This window comes from Nonomuraea lactucae, from assembly GCF_003313395.1.
GTDB classification, from domain to species: Bacteria; Actinomycetota; Actinomycetes; order Streptosporangiales; family Streptosporangiaceae; genus Nonomuraea; species Nonomuraea lactucae.
In genome coordinates this window covers 1-17100 of record NZ_QNFZ01000081.1, presented here as the reverse complement: position 1 = coordinate 17100, position 17100 = coordinate 1, and the positions used below count along the sequence as shown (strand labels likewise).

The window sequence follows — 17100 nt, the reverse complement described above, 5'->3', positions numbered from 1 at the left end:
GCTCGCACCCGGCGTCGCCGTACGCGAGGGCGACGCGATCGTCGCCGTCGCCGGCCGCCGCGTCGACCCCGTTCGCGGCCCGCTCGCCCTCCTGTCAGGCACGGCCGGGCAGCCCGTCGAGCTCACGGTACGGCCCGCGTCCGGCGGCGAGCCGCGCCGGGTGGTCGTCACGCCCCTCGACGACGAGACACAGCTGCGCTACCACGACTGGGTGGAGGGGCGCAGGGCCTTCGTCAGGCAGGCGTCGGGCGGCCGGCTCGGCTACCTGCACGTGCCCGACATGGTGGCGTCGGGGTGGGCGCAGTTCCACCGCGACCTGCGTACCGAGATGGCCCACGAGGGACTCGTCGTGGACGTGCGCGAGAACGGCGGCGGCCACACCTCCGAGCTGGTGCTGGAGAAGCTGTCGCGCCGCGTCACTGGCTGGGCGCACGCGCGCGGCTACGAGCCGAGGCGCTACCCCGACGACTCACCCCGCGGCCCCATCGTGGCGGTCGCGGACGAGTTCGCCGGGTCGGACGGCGACATCGTCAGCGCCGGCGTCAAGAACCGCGCCCTCGGCCCGCTGGTCGGCACCCGCACGTGGGGCGGCGTGATCGGCATCGACTCGCGCTACTCGCTGGTGGACGGGACGGTGGTCACCCAGCCGCGGTACGCGTTCTGGCTGGAGGGGCAGGGATGGGGCGTGGAGAACCACGGCGTGGACCCTGACGTCGAGGTCGTCATCACCCCCCAGGACCGGGTCGCCGGGCGCGACCCGCAACTGGAGAAGGCGGTCGAGCTCGCCCTCGCCGCCCTGGAGGAACGCCCGGCGGCGACGCCGCCCGACCTGCCTCCGCCCGCGGGACAGCCGTGGCCGACCGGACAGCCGCGGCCCGCGGGATAACGGGACCATAACGGGATTCGGCGCGCTGACGATCACTCCGGGTCCCGTTGGGCAATCTTGCATCCCATGGACCGCCTCGCTTTCGTCCAGAACGGTCTCCGGGAGTCCGGGCTCAACGCCGAGCACGTACGGCATGCCCTTGAACGGGTCGCCGACAGCGTTCCCGCGCTCCCGCCGGGGACGTTCGGCATCGTCGGCGAGGACGCCAGGGACAGGCACAACTCCGCCCGCGACGCTTTCGACGGGCGGGTGCGTAGCGGCGTGGACTCCGCGGGCGCGATCGCGCGCGCCATGAGGGTGAGCGCCGACGGCTACGTGCGGCCAATGGAGCCGCCATGCGCGCCGTCCTGGCCGCCGGACCCCCGGACCGGTCCCGCCGTGACTCGCCCGGCCGCTCGCCCGACGGTGTGTCCGAGACGGCGCCCGGCACCGCGCCCGGAGCCTGGCCCGGAACCCCGCTTGGGACCCCGCCCGGAACCGCGCTTGGAACCGCGCTTGGAACCGCGCCCGGAACCGCGCCCGGAACCGCGCCCGGAACCGCGCCCGGAACCGCGCCCGGAACCCCGCTTGGGACCTCGCTCGGGGCCGAGTCGGAGGCGTGGTACGGCATCGGTCACGGCCTGCTCTCCGGCGCCACCGCCCTGGCCACCGCCACCCTCATGGGACGGCACCAGTCCTTCATGAGGCGCGGCTCCGACGCGGCCATCGCCAACCTCTCCGCCGAGGCGGCGCAGATGGCGCGGCTCAGCCGGCGCACCCTTTCGATGCTCAAGGTCGCCGCCGTCATGTCCGCCACGGCCGTGACCGGTCTCGCACTCTGGCTGGCCACCGTCACCTGGAACGACGCCGAACTGGACGCGACCGTGGCCGCCTGGCGCGAGGCCGCGGGCGAACTGGGGAGCGTCTTCGGCGCGGGGGACCCCATGAAGCGGGAGGCCCTCGCGGCGGCGTGGCACGGCGGCGCGAAGGACGCCGCCGACCGCAAGCTGCGCGACTTCGTCACGGCCGGCGTCCAGCTCGCCGACCACGCCGCGGGCCGCGCCATCGGACTGCAGGACGCGGTCAGGCACCTGAACCGGTTGCACTCGGTGGCGTTCCAGACGACCGTCGCCGAACTGGCCGTCATCCTGGCTCTGCGGTTCCTCGGGCCGATGTACCCGGCGTCGATCATCGGCTCGATGAAGATCGGCGTGCGACTGACGATGGCGCTCACGGCCATCCAAGGGATCATCGTCTGGGTGTTCCAGGACCTGGTCGACCGGGACATGGAGAGGGACCCGGCCGGCGGCCGCCCGGAGGGCGTACTCGCCTCTGACCGGACCCGTCTGACCGCGCGCCCGTGGGACCGCGCACCCGTGGGACCGCGCACTCGGAGGACCGCACACCCGCCGTACGGGGCATGCCAGGCCGCCGCCGGGACGCGATGACCGTTCAGGCCTGTCCGCGGAGGCGGTCCAGAATCTCGCCCAGGATCGCCTCGGTGGTCGCGAAGTTGAGCCGCACGTGCTGCTCTCCCCCCGGGCCGAACGTCGCGCCGTCGCTCAGCAGGACCCTCGCCTCCCGCTCCAGCACCCCGGCCATCCCGGGGCGGCCGTAGTCCAGCCACGCCAGGTAGGTGGCCTGCGGCATCCGGTAGCCGATCGACCCGGGCAACCGGTCGGCGACCGTCTTCCGGTTGCGGTCGAGCAGGGTCCTGGTCTCCTCCAGCCAGGCGTCGCCGTGCCTCCAGGCAGCGACCGTCGCCTCCACGCCGAACAGGTTCGCCGAGCCGTACACGAAGGGCGGCTGCGCGTCGAGCGCCCGCCGCACGTCGGGGGAGCCGACGTGCGCGACCGAGCACCGGACGCCGCCCAGGTTGAACGCCTTCGTGGCCGAGGTCAGCGTGACGGTCCGCCCGGGCAGGATGCGAGCGAACGGGATGTGCTCGTGGGGGGCGTACACCAGATCGGCGTGGATCTCGTCGGAGATCACGATGAGGTCGTGCCGTTCGACGTGCTCGGCGAGCCCTTCGAGCTCCTGGCGGGTGAAGACGCGGCCGGTGGGGTTCTGCGGATTGACCAGCAGCAGCACCCGGCACCCCGACAGATCGGGCACCTCGAACCGCCACGAGTCGCCATCGGGATGGAGCTGGATCGGCCGCAGCGGGCGGTCCATGGAGTCCAGCGTGCCGAGGAACGGAGGGTAAGCGGGAGTGTGAACCGCCACACCGTCGCCCGGCCGCGTCCAGACGTGGAGGAGCACCTGGAGGGCCTGGTTGAGGTCGGTGTAGCCGCGTACGTGGCCGGGGTCGGGCCGCCAGGCATAGCGGGCCGCCATGCGCTCGGTGAATGCCTCGGCCAGAGGGCCGAACTGGGGGCTTTCGAGCCAGGTCGGATAGCCGAGATCACCCTCGGCGCGGCGCTTGAGGGCCTGGACGACTTCGGGAGCGGTGGGCAGGTCCATGTCGGCTATCCAGGCCGGAATCACCCCAGGCCCAGCCTTGGACCACTTCAAACCGTCATGCGTAGATTTGAGGTCAACTAGGCGTTTTGCGTCGCTCACCGCCTCATTCTAGATATCAACCCCCACCCACCCGCTGCCCTAATTAGCGCGGGTGGCGACGCACCCCAGAACAGCTCATGGCGGCGCACCCCATAGCAGCGGCCTTCGAAGCGGCGACCGACCAGCGGCGGTCTCACACCACTCCGGAACAGCGCCCCTCGAAGCGGCGACCGACCAGCGGCGGTCTCACAGCACTCCGGACCAGCGGCCCTCAGAGCGGCGACCCGCGCAGCGGCGGCACCACACCCCGAAGCAGACCGCTGAGCCAATCAACACGGCCGTCATCCATGCGACAAACACCAAGCAGCCCCAGCTAACCGCCCACGCGGTGCCGCCGAGGAGGCTGTGAGGCGACGCCGTACGGCCGACCGGGCCTTCCCTTGGCGGCACCTGGTGAAGGGGCGCCGCCAAGGCGATACGAGCGTCGCCTGCTCATCCAAGATCCAGCGATCGTCGTACTCGACGAGGCGACGGCCAGTGTCGACCCGCTGACCGAGGCGCAGGTCCAGGAGGGCCGCGGTCCGTCAGAGGCGGCGCAGCACCGCCACGACCTTGCCCAGGACGCTGGCCTCGTCACCGGGGATCGGGTCGTAGTTGGGGTTGTGCGGAACCAGCCAGACGTGGCCGTCCTTGCGTTTGAAGGTCTTGACCGTGGCCTCACCGTCGATCATGGCCGCCACGATGTCGCCGCTCTCCGCGACGGGCTGCTGGCGGACGACGACCCAGTCGCCGTCGGCGATGGCCGCCTCGATCATCGAGTCGCCGGTGACCTGCAGCAGGAACAAGGTGCCCTCGCCGACCAGCTGCTTGGGCAGGGCGAAGACGTCTTCCACGCTCTCCTCGGCGAGGATCGGACCACCAGCCGCGATCCGGCCGACCAGCGGCACGTAGGCGGCCGTGGGCCTGCTGACCGTGGGCTCGTCACTGGTCGCGTCGGGATCGACCCAGAGCACGGGCTCGCCGGGCAGGCGGACCTCTAGCGCCCGGGGGCGGTGCGGATCGCGCCGCAGATAGCCCTTGCGCTGCAACGCCGTCAGCTGGTGCGACACGCTGGACGTGCTGGTCAGCTGCACGGCCTCACCGATCTCCCGCATGGACGGCGGATATCCGCGCTGCTGCACCGAATCTCGGATCACTTCGAGAATCTTGCGCTGCCTGGGGGTCAGGCCCAGGGAGTCACGCCGGCGCACCGCGAGGTCGGTGACCCCGTTTGCGTCATCTCGCTCGCTCATGCTCTCCTCCTCGCCCGGCGGGCCGCCTCACCGGCGCGCCTCCCGGTCCGTGGTCTTCATGTCGCACACAGCGACCGTATCGCTGTTGAAGATCATCTTCAAACAATTGTTCGAGTCTTCCTCGAATTTGTCGGCAGCGTGGTGTACAACATCGTACGGGAGTTCGATCGACACCGTGTTCGATTTGCTGATCTTTATCGGGCCTTTTTCCGGGGGCCACGACGGTGTGGGAGGTCAATCGTGCGAACGACCGCAGTCACAGGCCCGACCAACGACGACGTCAAGCGACTGGGCCGCACCGCCGAGCGTGTCCCGCGCGCTCGCGGTGCAGCCGGACGCCAGGCCAACGCCCTGGCACCCAGCATGGAACGATCTTCCGGTCGCGGTTCCTCCGCCGAACTCGGTTCGGCTGTCGAGCCGGTTACGCACTCCGGGGCCGCACAGGCGTCCATCGGCGAGTCAGTTTCGGGGGAGAGCGCCTCGAACGTCGGGTGTCCCGCTTCCGGCACCGGCCGTGCACATGAGGCGGCCAGCCGTTCACATGAGGCGGTCGGCCGTGCATATGAGGCGGTCGGCCGTTCATGCGAGGTGGTGGAGGTCGTCCCGGGAGGCGATTGTGGATCCGGCGCCCACAAGCCCGTTCCGAGGAGGGGCGCCATCGCGGGGGCGGGCGCCGCTTCGATTGAGGGCACGATTGAGGGCACGATTTCCCCGGAGAAGCCCGTTTCGCGCAATCCAGCGATTTCCCCGCCCCTTCGCTCAACAGGCGCTTCGGTTTCCATGGAGGCGGCGTCCAAAGGGGGCCCAATAGCCACCGGCTCCACGTCGAGCGGCGGAGGGCCGGTTGACGGCGACCCATCGACGGATCGCGCGCTGTCCAGGAATCGCGAGTGGCCGCGTGATCCCACGGGGACGGGGGATCACGCTGGGCCGGGGGATCGCGAGTGGCCGGGCGGTCGCTCGCGATCGGGGGATCGTACGGAGGCGGGGGAGCGTACGGGGTACAGGGATCATGCTGGGTCGGGGAATCGTACGAGGGCGGGGGAGCGCGCGCGACCGGGAGATCGCGGGCGACCGGGGGACCACACCGGCCCGCGAGGCAAGGGGGCCGCATCCGGAGCCCTGACGCCTGACGAAACGTCGACGACCCGCACCACCCGGAGGCCGGGCACCTCCGGACGTCCAGGAGACACGCGCAGGTCGGGGGATCGATCGGCAACACAGGGGAGACCGCGGCTGTGGCTCGTCCCGCCGCCACGCGAGGAGACCGACCCAGCGGACGGCCCCCTTCCCCGCCCAGGGACGCGGCGAGACGCGCAAGTCCGGCCAGACGCTGGGATCGGGGTGCGGCGGGACGGTGGGGACGGCGTTAGGAACCCGGGGCGGGAAGCAAGGCGCCCTATGGGGATCTCCGAGGCTGGGGACACGGGTTGTGCGGGGACCTCTGCGCAGAGAGAAGTAGCGGCTCGCATGGGGAGCTCCCGGCGGCGTCTCGCGGGGCGTCCAGGGGGTTCTGGACCAGAGGTCAGGCATCGCCCGGGGGGATCTGGGCCGGAAGTCAGGCGTCGGTCGGGGAAGCTCGACGCTGGGGTCATGCGGCGCGATGGGCGCTCCGGAGGGCCGGGGGGCAGGGGCCGTGGCAGTGTCGCCGGACGGGCTTCGGCGTGTCGGAGGGGCGGGCGGCGTTCGTCTCCGCCGGTGCGGCTCACCCGCCGGGGCAGGGCTGTCGTAGTGATCGGAATGGTGCTGCTGTCGCTCGGCGGGTTCTGGCTCGGCACCAGAACGGCCGCCCCCGCGACTGTCCGTGCGGATGCGCCCGGTCACGCGATGGTCGCTCCCGACGCCTCCGGTCGCTAGGTCGTCTCTCCGACGTGCCCGTTCGCGGTCGATCACGTCCGACGTGTCCGTTCGCGGGTTGATCACGTCCGAGGTGTCCGGTCGCGTGGCGGTTTCTACCGCGTGCTGACGGCGTGCTGACGGCGTGCGTTGACGTGGTGTGGACGTGGTATCGCCGGGCAGCGGGGAGGCGGCGGTTTGGGCGGTGCCGCGCCGGACGGGGGCCGCGGGACGCCAGACGCCAGACGAGGGACGCTGGATACAGGAAGCCGAGCGCGGGACGCGGGACGCGTGGCGCCGGAGGTGGGGCGCCGGACGGGGGATGCCGGACGGGGGGCGCGGGGCGTCGGGTGGCGGAGGCGGGGCTCCGGGTGCGGGACTCCGGGCGCGGGACGCGGGAACCAAGGTAGTGTTCGGGCAAGAAATGGACAGCGAAGGCGTGGCAGCTGACCAGCAGGCGATGAGTCGAGCCTTGGCGAGCCCGGACGCGGAGGTGGAGCCTGTGGCCCGCCTTCCCGGACGGCGGGGCCCTTCCCGCCACGACAGAAAGGCTCATCGCTCGTGACTCAACGCCTGCGCGTGGGCGTGCTGGCCGGCGGGCGTTCCGCCGAGCACGATGTGTCGCTGCAGTCGGCGGAGGCGGTGCTCGACGCGCTGCCCAAGGACGCCTACGAGGCGATCCCCATCATCATCGACCGGGAGGGCCGGTGGCCGGTGGATCTGCGCCGCGATCTGGTCGACGTGGTCTTCCCTGTCCTGCACGGGCCGTTCGGCGAGGACGGCGTCGTGCAGGGGCACCTGGAGACGCTGGGCATCCCGTACGTGGGTTGCGGTGTCCTGGCCTCGGCCGTGGCCATGGACAAGGTGGCCATGCGGCGCGCGTTCCTGGCCGAGGGCATCCCGGTCACGCCGCACGTGTGGTTCACCCGGCACGAATGGCGCACCGCGACCGATCCCGAGAGCCTGGTCAAGTCGCTCGACTGGCCGATGTTCGTCAAGCCGGCCAACATGGGCTCCTCCATCGGCATCTCGCGGGTGACCTCCATGGAGGAGTTACGCACCGCCGTCGAGCTGGCGTTCGGCTACGACCGTGTCGTGCTCGTCGAGCAGGGCGTCGACGCCCGCGAGCTCATCTGCGGCGTGCTGGGCGACTACGACACTCCGCAGGCGTCGGTGCCCGGCGAGATCAACGTGATCGGTGACTGGAACGACTACGAGTCCAAGTACGTGAACACGGCCACGACCGTCACCATCCCCGCCGTGCTGCCCGACCGGGTGGTCGAGGACGTGCGCGAACTGGCCCTGCGCGCTTACCGCGCGATCGGCGGCTACGGGCTGTCGCGCGCCGACTTCCTGTACGAGCGGGACACCGGGCGCCTCTACCTACTGGAGATCAACACCATGCCCGGCTTCACCGCCCGCTCCGTCTACGCCGGGGCCTGGGCGGCGAGCGGGGTCGCCTACCCCGACCTGCTGCGGCGGCTCATCGACCTGGCGCTGGAGAGGGGGGCACGATGATCCCCATGACGCTGGCGGAGATCGCGCGGGTGGTCGGCGCCACCCTGCACGACATCCGCGACCCGGACGCGCTGGTGACGGCGCCCTCGGTCGTCGACTCCCGCGAGGTCGTGCCGGGCGGACTGTTCGCCGCCACGGTGGGCGAGCGAGTCGACGGTCACGACTACGCGGCCAAGGCCATGGCGAGTGGCGCCGTCGCCGTGCTGGCCTCCCGGCCGGTAGGCGTGCCCGCCCTCGTGGTGGAGGACGTGCAGCAGGCTCTCGGCCTGCTGGCCGGCGAGGTGCTGCGGCGCCTCGATCCCACGGTGATCGCACTGACCGGCTCGGTCGGCAAGACCACGACGAAGGACCTGCTGGCCCAGGTGCTCGAACGGCACGCGCCGACGATCGCCACCGACAAGTCGTTCAACAACGAGCTGGGGCTGCCGCTCACCGTGCTGCGCGCCGACGCCACGACCCGCTACCTGGTGCTGGAGATGGGGGCCGGGCGCAAGGGCGACCTCACCTACCTCACCGGGATCGCGCCGCCGCGGGTCGGCCTGGTGCTCAACGTCGGCAACGCGCACGTGTCCACGATGGGCGGCGGGCTGGCCGACGTGGCCGCGGCCAAGGGGGAACTGGTCGAGGCGCTGCCCACTGACGGGTTCGCGCTGCTCAACGCCGACGACCCGAACGTGCTCGGCATGGCCGGCCGCACCAGAGCCCAGATCACTCTCTACGGAAGGTCGGCCGCGGCCCAGGTGCGCGCCGAGAACGTGCGGGTGGACGACCGGGCGCGGGCCTCGTTCGAGCTGGTGACGCCCACCGGGCGGGCCCGGGTCGAGCTCGGCCTCATCGGCGAGCACCAGGTCGCCAACGCGCTGGCCGCCGCGGCCGTCGCCGTCACGCTCGGCCTGTCCGTCGGCGTGGTGGCGGAGGGGCTGACCCTCGCCAGGCGGCGCTCGGCGGGCCGGCTGGAGATCCTCGAACGCGGTGACGGCGTCACCATCGTCAACGACGCCTACAACGCCAACCCAGAGTCCATGCGGGCCGGGCTCCACACGTTGCGGACGCTTGGCGGCGACCGCCGTACCGTGGCGGTGCTCGGCTGGATGGGACTGCAGGCGGAGGCCTCCCGCGACCGGCACGTCCAGATCGGCCGGCTCGTGGCGGAGCTCGGCATCGACGTGCTGATCACCGTCGGATCCGGCGACCCCGAGGCGATGGCGCTGGCGGCGGCCGAGCTGGGGGTCGCCGTTCACACGGCGGAGGACGTCTCCGGCGTGGTCGGCCTCGCCGCCGGGCTCCTCGAACCGGGGGATGTCGTGCTGGTCAAGGGCTCCAGCGTGCTCGGGCTCAGCGCCTGCGCCCGCGAGCTGGCCGCCCGCTGAAAGCGGCCCGGGTCGGGCGCTCCGGTTGTTCCCGGTGCGCCCGCCCCGGCTCCGCCCCCATTTCTGGCGATCTGTCCGCGCCCTCGGCCGGCCGGTCGCGGTAGAACGGCTCTTCCATGGCGAACCAGGTGCCGAGCAGGCCCACCTTGCGCCTGGTTGAAGGGTGTCGCCGCCGCACGAGCCGAGATGAGTGAGAACTCCGTGCCGCCGTCCTCGACATTCCTGCCGCGTCGACGAGCATCGCGCCCACCTCGTCCCAGTGGCCGGTGTTCCCGCACCCGCTGGTCGTTCCGCAGCTCGGAAGCCGATCGCTCATGGCCGGCGCGCCGCCCGAGCCGTACGAGCACGCCGGCTCGCGACACGCCGGGAGGTGGCGAGGATGCGGTGCTGATCGGCCACTTCGGCGGCACCGGCCCGGCCAACTTGCGTTCATGGTCGCGCGCTTCTACGGTTGGACCACAACATCTAGTAGTTACACCGATGTAGGTTCACCACACCTTGTGTTTTCGTGACCGCTCCCTGGCAAGCCGCGAGCGACTGGCCAGGGGGGCTCGCGCGCGTGGTGACCGGCGGTCGAGGAGGCGAAACGCGTGCATTGTCCGTTCTGTCGCCATCCTGACACAAGGGTCATCGACAGCCGCTCGACGGACGACGGCGCCGCCATCCGGCGTCGCCGCACCTGTCCCGAATGCGGGCGCAGGTTCACCACCCAGGAGACCGTACTCCTGATGGTGAGCAAGCGCAGCGGTGTGACGGAGCCGTTCTCGCGGGACAAGGTGGTCGCGGGCGTGCGCCGGGCCTGCCAGGGCAGGCCGGTCAGCGAGGATTCGCTGGCCCAGCTGGGGCAGCGGGTCGAGGAGGCCATCAGGGCCAAGGGCGCGGCGGAGATCCCGTCCAACGAGGTGGGGCTGGCGATTCTGGGCCCCCTCCGGGAGTTGGACGAGGTCGCTTACCTGCGGTTCGCATCGGTATATCGCGGTTTCGAGAGCCTGGCGGACTTCGAGGCCGAGATCGAACAGTTGAAGGTTGAGAAGGGGGAGTCATGACGGAGACGGCCAGCGGTTCAGTCGCGCGCGGAGGTAAGCGTCCCCGCAAGGGTCTGAAGATGAAGCGGATCTTCACCAAGCCCGGCGTGCACCCGTACGACGAGATCACATGGGAGCGCCGCGACGTCGTCATGACCAACTGGCGCGACGGCTCGATCAACTTCGAGCAGCGGGGCGTCGAGTTCCCCGAGTTCTGGTCGGTGAACGCGGCCAACATCGTGACTACCAAATACTTCCGCGGCGCGGTCGGCACGCCGCAGCGCGAGTGGAGCCTGAAGCAGCTGATCGACCGGGTCGTCGGCGTCTACACGCGGACGGCGGCCGAGCACGGCTACTTCGCCGGCGAGGAGGACGCCGAGATCTTCGACCACGAGCTGAAGCACGCCCTGGTGCACCAGGTCTTCTCGTTCAACTCGCCGGTCTGGTTCAACGTGGGCACCCAGTCGCCCCAGCAGGTCAGCGCGTGCTTCATCCTCTCGGTGGACGACCAGATGGAGTCGATTCTCGACTGGTACAAGGAAGAGGGCGTGATCTTCAAGGGGGGGTCGGGTTCGGGCGTCAACCTGTCGCGCATCCGCTCGTCCAAGGAGTTGCTCTCCAGCGGCGGCACGGCGAGCGGCCCCGTGTCGTTCATGCGCGGCGCGGACGCGAGCGCGGGCACCATCAAGTCGGGCGGCGCGACCCGCCGGGCGGCCAAGATGGTCGTGCTCGACGTCGACCACCCTGACATCGAGGAGTTCATCGAGACGAAGGCGCGCGAGGAGGACAAGGTCCGCGCGCTCCGCGACGCCGGGTTCGACATGGACCTGGGCGGCAAGGACATCGTCTCCGTGCAGTACCAGAACGCCAACAACTCGGTCCGCGTCTCCGACGAGTTCATGCGCGCCGTGGAGAAGGGCGACGAGTTCGGCCTGCGCGCCCGCCTCACCGGTGAGGTGATCGAGACCGTCGACGCGCGCGACCTGTTCCGCAAGATGGCCAAGGCCGCCTGGGAGTGCGCCGACCCCGGCATCCAGTACGACGACACGATCAACGACTGGCACACCACCCCGGAGACCGGGCGGATCACCGCGAGCAACCCGTGCTCCGAGTACGTCCACCTCGACAACTCCTCCTGCAACCTGGCCAGCATCAACCTGCTGAAGTTCCTGAAGGACGACAACACCTTCGACGTAGCGAACTTCGTCAAGCTGACCGAGCTCATCATCACGGCGATGGACGCGTCGATCACCTTCGCCGACTTCCCGACCGAGAAGATCGCCGAGACCACCCGCGCCTACCGCCAGCTCGGCATCGGCTATGCCAACCTGGGCGCCCTGCTCATGGCCACCGGTCACGCCTACGACTCCGACGGTGGCCGGGCGGTGGCCGGGGCGATCACCTCGCTGATGACCGGCGTGTCCTACCGGCGCAGCGCCGAGCTGGCCGGGGCGGTCGGCCCGTACGACGGTTACGCCCGCAATGCCGAGCCGCACAAGCGGGTCATGCGCAAGCACGCCGCCGCCAACGACAACCTGCGCACGATCGGCTCGATGGACGCCAGGATCCACGCCGAGGCGTCCCGCCAGTGGTCGGAGTGCCTCAAGCTGGGCGAGAAGAACGGCTACCGCAACGCCCAGGCGTCCCTGCTGGCCCCGACCGGCACCATCGGCCTGATGATGGACTGCGACACCACAGGCATCGAGCCCGACCTGGCGCTGGTCAAGTTCAAGAAGCTGGTGGGCGGCGGCTCCATGCAGATCGTCAACCAGACGATCCCGCGGGCGCTCAAGCAGCTCCGCTACCCGCAGGAGCAGATCGAGGCCATCGTCGAGTACATCGCCGAGCACGGCCACGTCGTCGACGCCCCCGGGCTGCGCAAGGAGCACTACGAGGTGTTCGACTGCGCGATGGGCGAGCGCGCGATCGCACCGATGGGTCACGTGCGGATGATGGCCGCCACCCAGCCGTTCCTGTCGGGCGCCATCTCCAAGACCGTCAACCTGCCCGAGTCGGCCACGACCGACGACATCGAGCAGGTCTACCTGGAGGGCTGGAAGCTCGGCCTCAAGGCCCTGGCCGTCTACCGCGACAACTGCAAGGTCGGCCAGCCGCTGTCGGCCGGTGGCAAGAAGGACGCCGCCAAGGACGCCGCCAAGGACGCCGCCAAGGACGCCGCCAAGGCGGCCGAGCCCGAGGTCAAGGTCATCGAGGTCAACCGCCCGACCAGGCGGCGGATGCCCAACCAGCGCCCGAGCACCACCACCCGCTTCACGGTGGGCGGCGCCAAGGGCTACATGACCGCCTCGTCCTACCCTGACGACGGGCTCGGCGAGGTCTTCCTCAAGATGTCCAAGCAGGGCTCGACGCTGGCGGGCGTCATGGACGCCTTCTCGGTGGCGATCTCGATCGGGCTCCAGTACGGCGTGCCGCTCGAGACGTACATGAGCAAGTTCGTCAACATGCGCTTCGAGCCGGCCGGGATGACCGACGACCCGGACATCCGGATGGCCACCTCGGTGATGGACTACATCTTCCGCCGCCTGGCGCTGGACCACCTGCCGTACGAGGAGCGGGCCGCACTGGGCATCTTCTCGGCGGCGGAGCGCGCGGCGCAGCAGCGTGGCGAGGACCCGGCCGCCCTGCAGGAGACGGTCGACCGCGAGGCGCTCGCGCAGTCGGCGCCGATCGAGGAGAGGCCGGAGCCGCGCCCGGCCAAGGAGGTGACGCTGGAGAGTCACCAGCGCTTCACCGCCGACGCCCCGCTCTGCATGACCTGCGGCACGAAGATGCGCCCCGCGGGCAGCTGCTACGTCTGCGAGGGCTGCGGCTCGACCAGCGGCTGCAGCTGACCGGTGCGTGGCGGTGAGGGGGCTCGGGAGATCCCGGGCCCCCTGGCCGGCGTCATCGCCCTTCGACGGTCGGGGCAGGCAGGCGCGTGCCGTACAGCCGCGACACCCGGAGCCTGATCACCATCCGCTGGTCGGCGACCATCCGCCGCAGGAGCGTGGCCTCTTCCGCGGGGTCGTCGAAGCCGTGCCGCATCGCCAGGAGCTCCCTGCCCACCTCGTCCCCCGGCTCGGTGCTCACCGGGGACAGCTCGGCCAGGCCCTCCGCCACCGCGAACGACCAGAAGTCGTCGCTGGCCACGTACAGGGCGCCACGCGGGTCCTCGTGGAGGTGACGCGCCTTGAGCCGGCCGGCGACAGTCGAGATCCGCACCACGCGCTGCTCGGGGTCCCAGGTGTAGCGGACGGTTGACAGGTGGGGGCGGCCGCTGCCCTTGGTGGTCGCCAGCGCGCCGAAGCGCTGGCTGCTCAGCAGGTGCGACAGTTGCTCGTCCGGGAGCGAGTCCGAGCCGGGCTCCGCGCCAGGCTCCCAGCCGGGCACCGCGCCGTGCACCGAGCCGGGCACCGCGCCGTGCACCGCGCCGGGTCCGTGCGGATCGTCCACCATGAGGGAATTTCCTCCTTCGTTGCGGGCACTTTACCGGCCTCCCACCGCCAGCACCGTAGATCAGCAGCCTGGGCCGGCGACGGGGAAGCGCTGTGGATCATGGTCGGCAAGCGAGCGTCAAGCGTTCGTAGATGCGGTGGATCCATAGTGGGAGGCCCGAACGAAGGAAGGCGCGACGATGACGGTCCAACTGCGGCCTCCGGTGCCGGCCCAGCGGCCCAGCAAGGCGTTGCTGATCGGCCTGGTGATCTCCAGCGTGCTGGCGCTCGTCGTGCTGGCCGTCCTGTTGGTGGGCGGCGGCCCGATCGGGTTCGGCCTGTCGCTGCTGCTGGCGGTGGCGCCGCTGCCCGTGCTGCTCGCCGCGGTGCTCTCGCTCGACCGGCTGGAGCCGGAGCCGAGGCTGCACCTGGCCTTCGCGTTCGCGTGGGGCGCGGGTGTGGCGATCGTGCTGGGGATCGCGCTCACTCTGGCGGGCCAGGCGCTGTTCGCCCGGGCCGGTTATGGCACGAAGGTGGTCGACGCCGTGGGGACCGTGTTCCTCGCGCCGGTGATCGAGGAGGCGCTCAAGGGCTCGGCGCTGCTGCTCCTCCTGCGCCGCAGGCGGGAGATCGACGGGCTGACCGACGGCATCGTGTACGCCTCGATGGCCGGGCTGGGCTTCGCGGCGGTGGAGAACGTCGGCTACTACCTGACCGCGTTCAACAAGGAGGGTGTGGACGCGACCGTGCAGCTGTTCGTGATCAGGGGGCTGATCGACCCGCTCGGCCACCCGATCTACACCTCCATGATCGGCCTCGGCGTGGCATACGCGCTGACCCGGCGCGGCGCCGCCCGGTTCGCCATGATCCCGCTCGGCTACCTCGCGGCGGTCTTCCTGCACGGGCTCTGGAACGGCAGCGCGACGCTGGAGTCGCTGCCCTGGCTCGGCGCCGCCTACCTGGTGATCATGGTGGCGCTGGTGCTGCTCATCGTGGTGACCGTGCGGGAGCGCCGCCAACTGGTCGCCAGGATGGGGGCGTACCTGCCCTGGTACCAGCAGACCGGGCTGGTGGCCCAGCAGGACATCGCGATGCTGAGCTCACTGCCCGCCCGCAGGCGCGCCCGCAAGTGGGCCAGGCGCGCGGGGCTGGGCCGGGCGATGAGCGACTATCAGCAGGCGGCGACCGAGCTGACCATGCTCCACCTGCGCGCGGAGCGCGAGGGAACGGACCCGGGCAGGTTCGCGGCCGAACGTGACGCGCTGCTGGGGGCCATGGCGCGGGCCCGCCGCTGGTAGTCCCGTGGTCGGGAACCCTTCTTGATCGGGCGTTTCGCGCGATTCCCTGACAATATGGGGTCAACGCCCTCGAAGGGAGATCGGATGAGCTGGGTGGAGATCGGTTCCGGGGCCGAGCTGCGCGAGCTGGTGGGCGAGGTCATGCCGCGCGCGGCGAACAAGGAGCGCGTACGCCTGCACGAGCACGACAGACAGTGGCTGGCCGCTTCGCCTTTCTGCCTGGTCGCCACCGCCGACGCGCAGGGCAACTGCGACGTCTCGCCGAAGGGCGACCCGGCGGGGTTCATCCACGTCATCGACGACACCACGATCGCCATCCCGGACCGGCCGGGCAACCGCAGGGTCGACGGCTTCCACAACATCCTGGCGAACCCGCACGTGGGGCTGATCTTCCTCATCCCCGGCCGCAACGAGACCCTCCGCGTCAACGGCCGGGCCCGCCTGGTGCGCGACGCCCCGTTCTTCGACGAGATGATCGTCAAGGGCCACCGCCCGCGGCTCGCGATCGTCGTGGAGATCGACCAGATCTTCTTCCACTGCGCGAAGGCGTTCTTGCGCTCCTCGCTCTGGAAGCCCGAGGAGTGGGCGCCGGACCCGCTGCCGTCGCACGCCCGGCTGGTCAAGGAGGTCCAGAGGGTCGAGGAGACGGTCGAGCAGCTCGAGGAGTACTACGGCGACCAGTACGCCGCGAAGCTCTACGGCTAGGCGGCGGGAGTGGGCCCGCCGGGAAAGCGGATCACGTTGCGGCCGGTGTAGGCGTGCAGATCGACGACCTTGGGATCGGGGGGAGCGGGGCTGCGGCGATCGGCCGAACGGATGTCGCGGACCTTGTGCCTGGCGGTGTGCGGCGGCACCGCCACTAGCCTCTTCATCGTGAGCCCCCCGTGATGTTGCTGTTACCAAAGTTATCTACAGAAACACCTGTAAGGCCAGTGTAAGAGGAACTTCAATAGGGAAGACGTCGGCCCGACGGGGACCGGAGGTCCACATCGGTGTCCCGGTCCGGACGGCGCTTGGTCGTCTTGGTCGTCGACTTCACGACCCGGATGCGCCCCATGGTGTGCCTCCTCCCGGGTGCCCGCCCTGCTCGGGCCGCGGCTTGGCGGGCCCACGGGGCCCGCCTTGCGCGACAACCTAACCCGGGGTGAGCGCCCGGCTCAACGCATTTCTACGCACCCGCCGGCACCTGGCGGGTGGTGACGGCGAGCCGGTTCCAGGCGTTGATCATTGCGATGGCCACGACCAGCGTGGCGAGCTGCTCGTCGTCGTAGTGCTCGGCCGCCTCCTGCCACACCTCGTCGGGCACGGCCACGCGGTCGGCCAGCCTGGTCGCCTCTTCGGCCAGCGCGAACGCGGCCCGCTCCGCCGGGGTGTAGCAGGCCGCCTCCCGCCACACGGCGGCCGACCAGAGCCGCTCGTCGCTCTCGCCGTTCTTCCTCAGGTCGCGGCTGTGCATGTCGACGCAGAACGCGCAGCCGTTGATCTGGCTGACCCGGAGCTTGAGCAGCTCGATCGTGCTGTGCGGCACGCCGCTGCGCGCCAGGAAGCCCTCCACCGCGACGAAGGACTTGTACGCCTCGGGGGCCAGGTCCGCCAGGCTGAGCCGTGGGCTCATCGAAACCTCCACAGTTCGGGTGTGTGCGTAGGGAGGACGGGCCAGCCCTTCGAGATGTGACAATCCCGGTCGTCCTGCACGTACTGCGCGTCCTCGTCCGCGCCGGAATATGGGCATCCGTTGGGGCGACGAGGGCAGGGGACCGGGTATCCCCCCGTGCGACACGCCGACCGAGGAGATCATCATGGCCGTCTGCGAGACGTGCGGCAACGATTACGACATGGCCTTCGAGGTGCACGCGCAGGGGGCGGTGCATACCTTCGACTCTTTCCAGTGCGCGATCCACGCCATGGCGCCCATCTGCGAGCACTGCGCCGCCAGGATCATCGGACACGGAGTCCAGGC

Annotated in this window: 13 protein-coding genes; 8 read left to right on the top strand and 5 right to left on the bottom strand. The window is 70.6% G+C overall.

The window, feature by feature from the left end; all coding sequences use genetic code 11:
- Together DQW85_RS06535 and DQW85_RS06530 are read left to right on the top strand one after the other, a co-directional pair.
- Positions 1–886 (top strand): S41 family peptidase (locus tag DQW85_RS06535; protein ID WP_205314933.1); only part of this gene is annotated, 886 nt, incomplete at its 5' end.
- 335 nt (positions 887–1221) lie between these two features.
- Positions 1222–2313 (top strand): hypothetical protein, encoded by a 1092-nt coding sequence (locus DQW85_RS06530; RefSeq protein WP_113699501.1) that lies wholly within the window; start codon positions 1222–1224, stop codon positions 2311–2313.
- A 4-nt stretch (positions 2314–2317) separates the two neighbouring features.
- Here the strand turns inward: DQW85_RS06530 and DQW85_RS06525 are convergent, their stop codons facing one another.
- Together DQW85_RS06525 and lexA are read right to left on the bottom strand one after the other, a co-directional pair.
- A complete protein-coding gene (locus DQW85_RS06525; RefSeq protein WP_113699500.1) occupies positions 2318–3328 on the bottom strand; it encodes a MalY/PatB family protein in 1011 nt (336 codons plus the stop codon).
- A 623-nt stretch (positions 3329–3951) separates the two neighbouring features.
- A complete protein-coding gene (lexA, locus tag DQW85_RS06520) occupies positions 3952–4659 on the bottom strand; it encodes a transcriptional repressor LexA (protein ID WP_113699499.1) in 708 nt (235 codons plus the stop codon).
- A 2397-nt stretch (positions 4660–7056) separates the two neighbouring features.
- Between lexA and DQW85_RS06515 the strand changes: the two genes are divergently transcribed.
- The 4 genes from DQW85_RS06515 (at position 7057) to DQW85_RS06500 (ending at position 13260) form a co-directional block, all read left to right on the top strand.
- Positions 7057–8013, top strand: a complete 957-nt coding sequence (locus DQW85_RS06515; RefSeq protein ID WP_113699498.1) for a D-alanine--D-alanine ligase family protein — start codon at positions 7057–7059, stop codon at positions 8011–8013.
- Between the two features lie 5 nt (positions 8014–8018).
- Positions 8019–9383, top strand: a complete 1365-nt coding sequence (locus tag DQW85_RS06510) for a UDP-N-acetylmuramoyl-tripeptide--D-alanyl-D-alanine ligase (protein ID WP_240196971.1) — start codon at positions 8019–8021, stop codon at positions 9381–9383.
- A gap of 590 nt (positions 9384–9973) precedes the next feature.
- Positions 9974–10429: a transcriptional regulator NrdR gene (gene nrdR / locus DQW85_RS06505; protein ID WP_113699496.1), complete on the top strand. Its 456-nt coding sequence runs from the start codon at positions 9974–9976 to the stop codon at positions 10427–10429.
- Complete coding sequence (locus tag DQW85_RS06500) at positions 10426–13260, top strand: vitamin B12-dependent ribonucleotide reductase (RefSeq protein WP_113699495.1); 2835 nt, start codon at positions 10426–10428, stop codon at positions 13258–13260. Before nrdR ends, DQW85_RS06500 begins: the two co-directional genes overlap by 4 nt.
- 52 nt (positions 13261–13312) lie before the next feature.
- On the opposite strand, the gene DQW85_RS06495 is transcribed toward DQW85_RS06500, so the two are convergent.
- Complete coding sequence (locus DQW85_RS06495) at positions 13313–13864, bottom strand: TIGR03618 family F420-dependent PPOX class oxidoreductase (protein WP_113699494.1); 552 nt, start codon at positions 13862–13864, stop codon at positions 13313–13315.
- Between the two features lie 178 nt (positions 13865–14042).
- On the opposite strand from DQW85_RS06495, the gene DQW85_RS06490 reads away from it, so the two are divergent.
- Together DQW85_RS06490 and DQW85_RS06485 are read left to right on the top strand one after the other, a co-directional pair.
- Complete coding sequence (locus DQW85_RS06490; protein WP_113699493.1) at positions 14043–15140, top strand: PrsW family intramembrane metalloprotease; 1098 nt, start codon at positions 14043–14045, stop codon at positions 15138–15140.
- 84 nt (positions 15141–15224) lie between these two features.
- Positions 15225–15845 carry a pyridoxamine 5'-phosphate oxidase family protein gene (locus DQW85_RS06485; protein ID WP_113699492.1) on the top strand — a complete coding sequence of 207 codons (621 nt, stop codon included), beginning with the start codon at positions 15225–15227 and terminating at the stop codon, positions 15843–15845.
- Here the strand turns inward: DQW85_RS06485 and DQW85_RS44235 are convergent.
- Together DQW85_RS44235 and DQW85_RS06480 are read right to left on the bottom strand one after the other, a co-directional pair.
- A complete protein-coding gene (locus DQW85_RS44235; protein WP_162794789.1) occupies positions 15842–16012 on the bottom strand; it encodes a hypothetical protein in 171 nt (56 codons plus the stop codon). The genes DQW85_RS06485 and DQW85_RS44235 overlap by 4 nt on opposite strands.
- Before the next feature lie 296 nt (positions 16013–16308).
- On the bottom strand, positions 16309–16755 hold the full coding sequence (locus DQW85_RS06480) for a carboxymuconolactone decarboxylase family protein (RefSeq protein WP_113699491.1): 447 nt from the start codon (positions 16753–16755) through the stop codon (positions 16309–16311).
- Positions 16756–17100: the final 345 nt, after the last annotated feature.

Coding starts and splice junctions, on each gene's coding strand:
- DQW85_RS06530 (WP_113699501.1), top strand. CDS start 1,222: ATGCGCGCCGTCCTGGCCGCCGGACCCCCGGACCGGTCCCGCCGTGAC.
- DQW85_RS06525 (WP_113699500.1), bottom strand. CDS start 3,328: ATGGACCTGCCCACCGCTCCCGAAGTCGTCCAGGCCCTCAAGCGCCGC.
- lexA (WP_113699499.1), bottom strand. CDS start 4,659: ATGAGCGAGCGAGATGACGCAAACGGGGTCACCGACCTCGCGGTGCGC.
- DQW85_RS06510 (WP_240196971.1), top strand. CDS start 8,019: ATGACGCTGGCGGAGATCGCGCGGGTGGTCGGCGCCACCCTGCACGAC.
- DQW85_RS06500 (WP_113699495.1), top strand. CDS start 10,426: ATGACGGAGACGGCCAGCGGTTCAGTCGCGCGCGGAGGTAAGCGTCCC.
- DQW85_RS06495 (WP_113699494.1), bottom strand. CDS start 13,864: ATGGTGGACGATCCGCACGGACCCGGCGCGGTGCACGGCGCGGTGCCC.
- DQW85_RS06490 (WP_113699493.1), top strand. CDS start 14,043: ATGACGGTCCAACTGCGGCCTCCGGTGCCGGCCCAGCGGCCCAGCAAG.
- DQW85_RS06485 (WP_113699492.1), top strand. CDS start 15,225: ATGAGCTGGGTGGAGATCGGTTCCGGGGCCGAGCTGCGCGAGCTGGTG.
- DQW85_RS44235 (WP_162794789.1), bottom strand. CDS start 16,012: ATGAAGAGGCTAGTGGCGGTGCCGCCGCACACCGCCAGGCACAAGGTC.
- DQW85_RS06480 (WP_113699491.1), bottom strand. CDS start 16,755: ATGAGCCCACGGCTCAGCCTGGCGGACCTGGCCCCCGAGGCGTACAAG.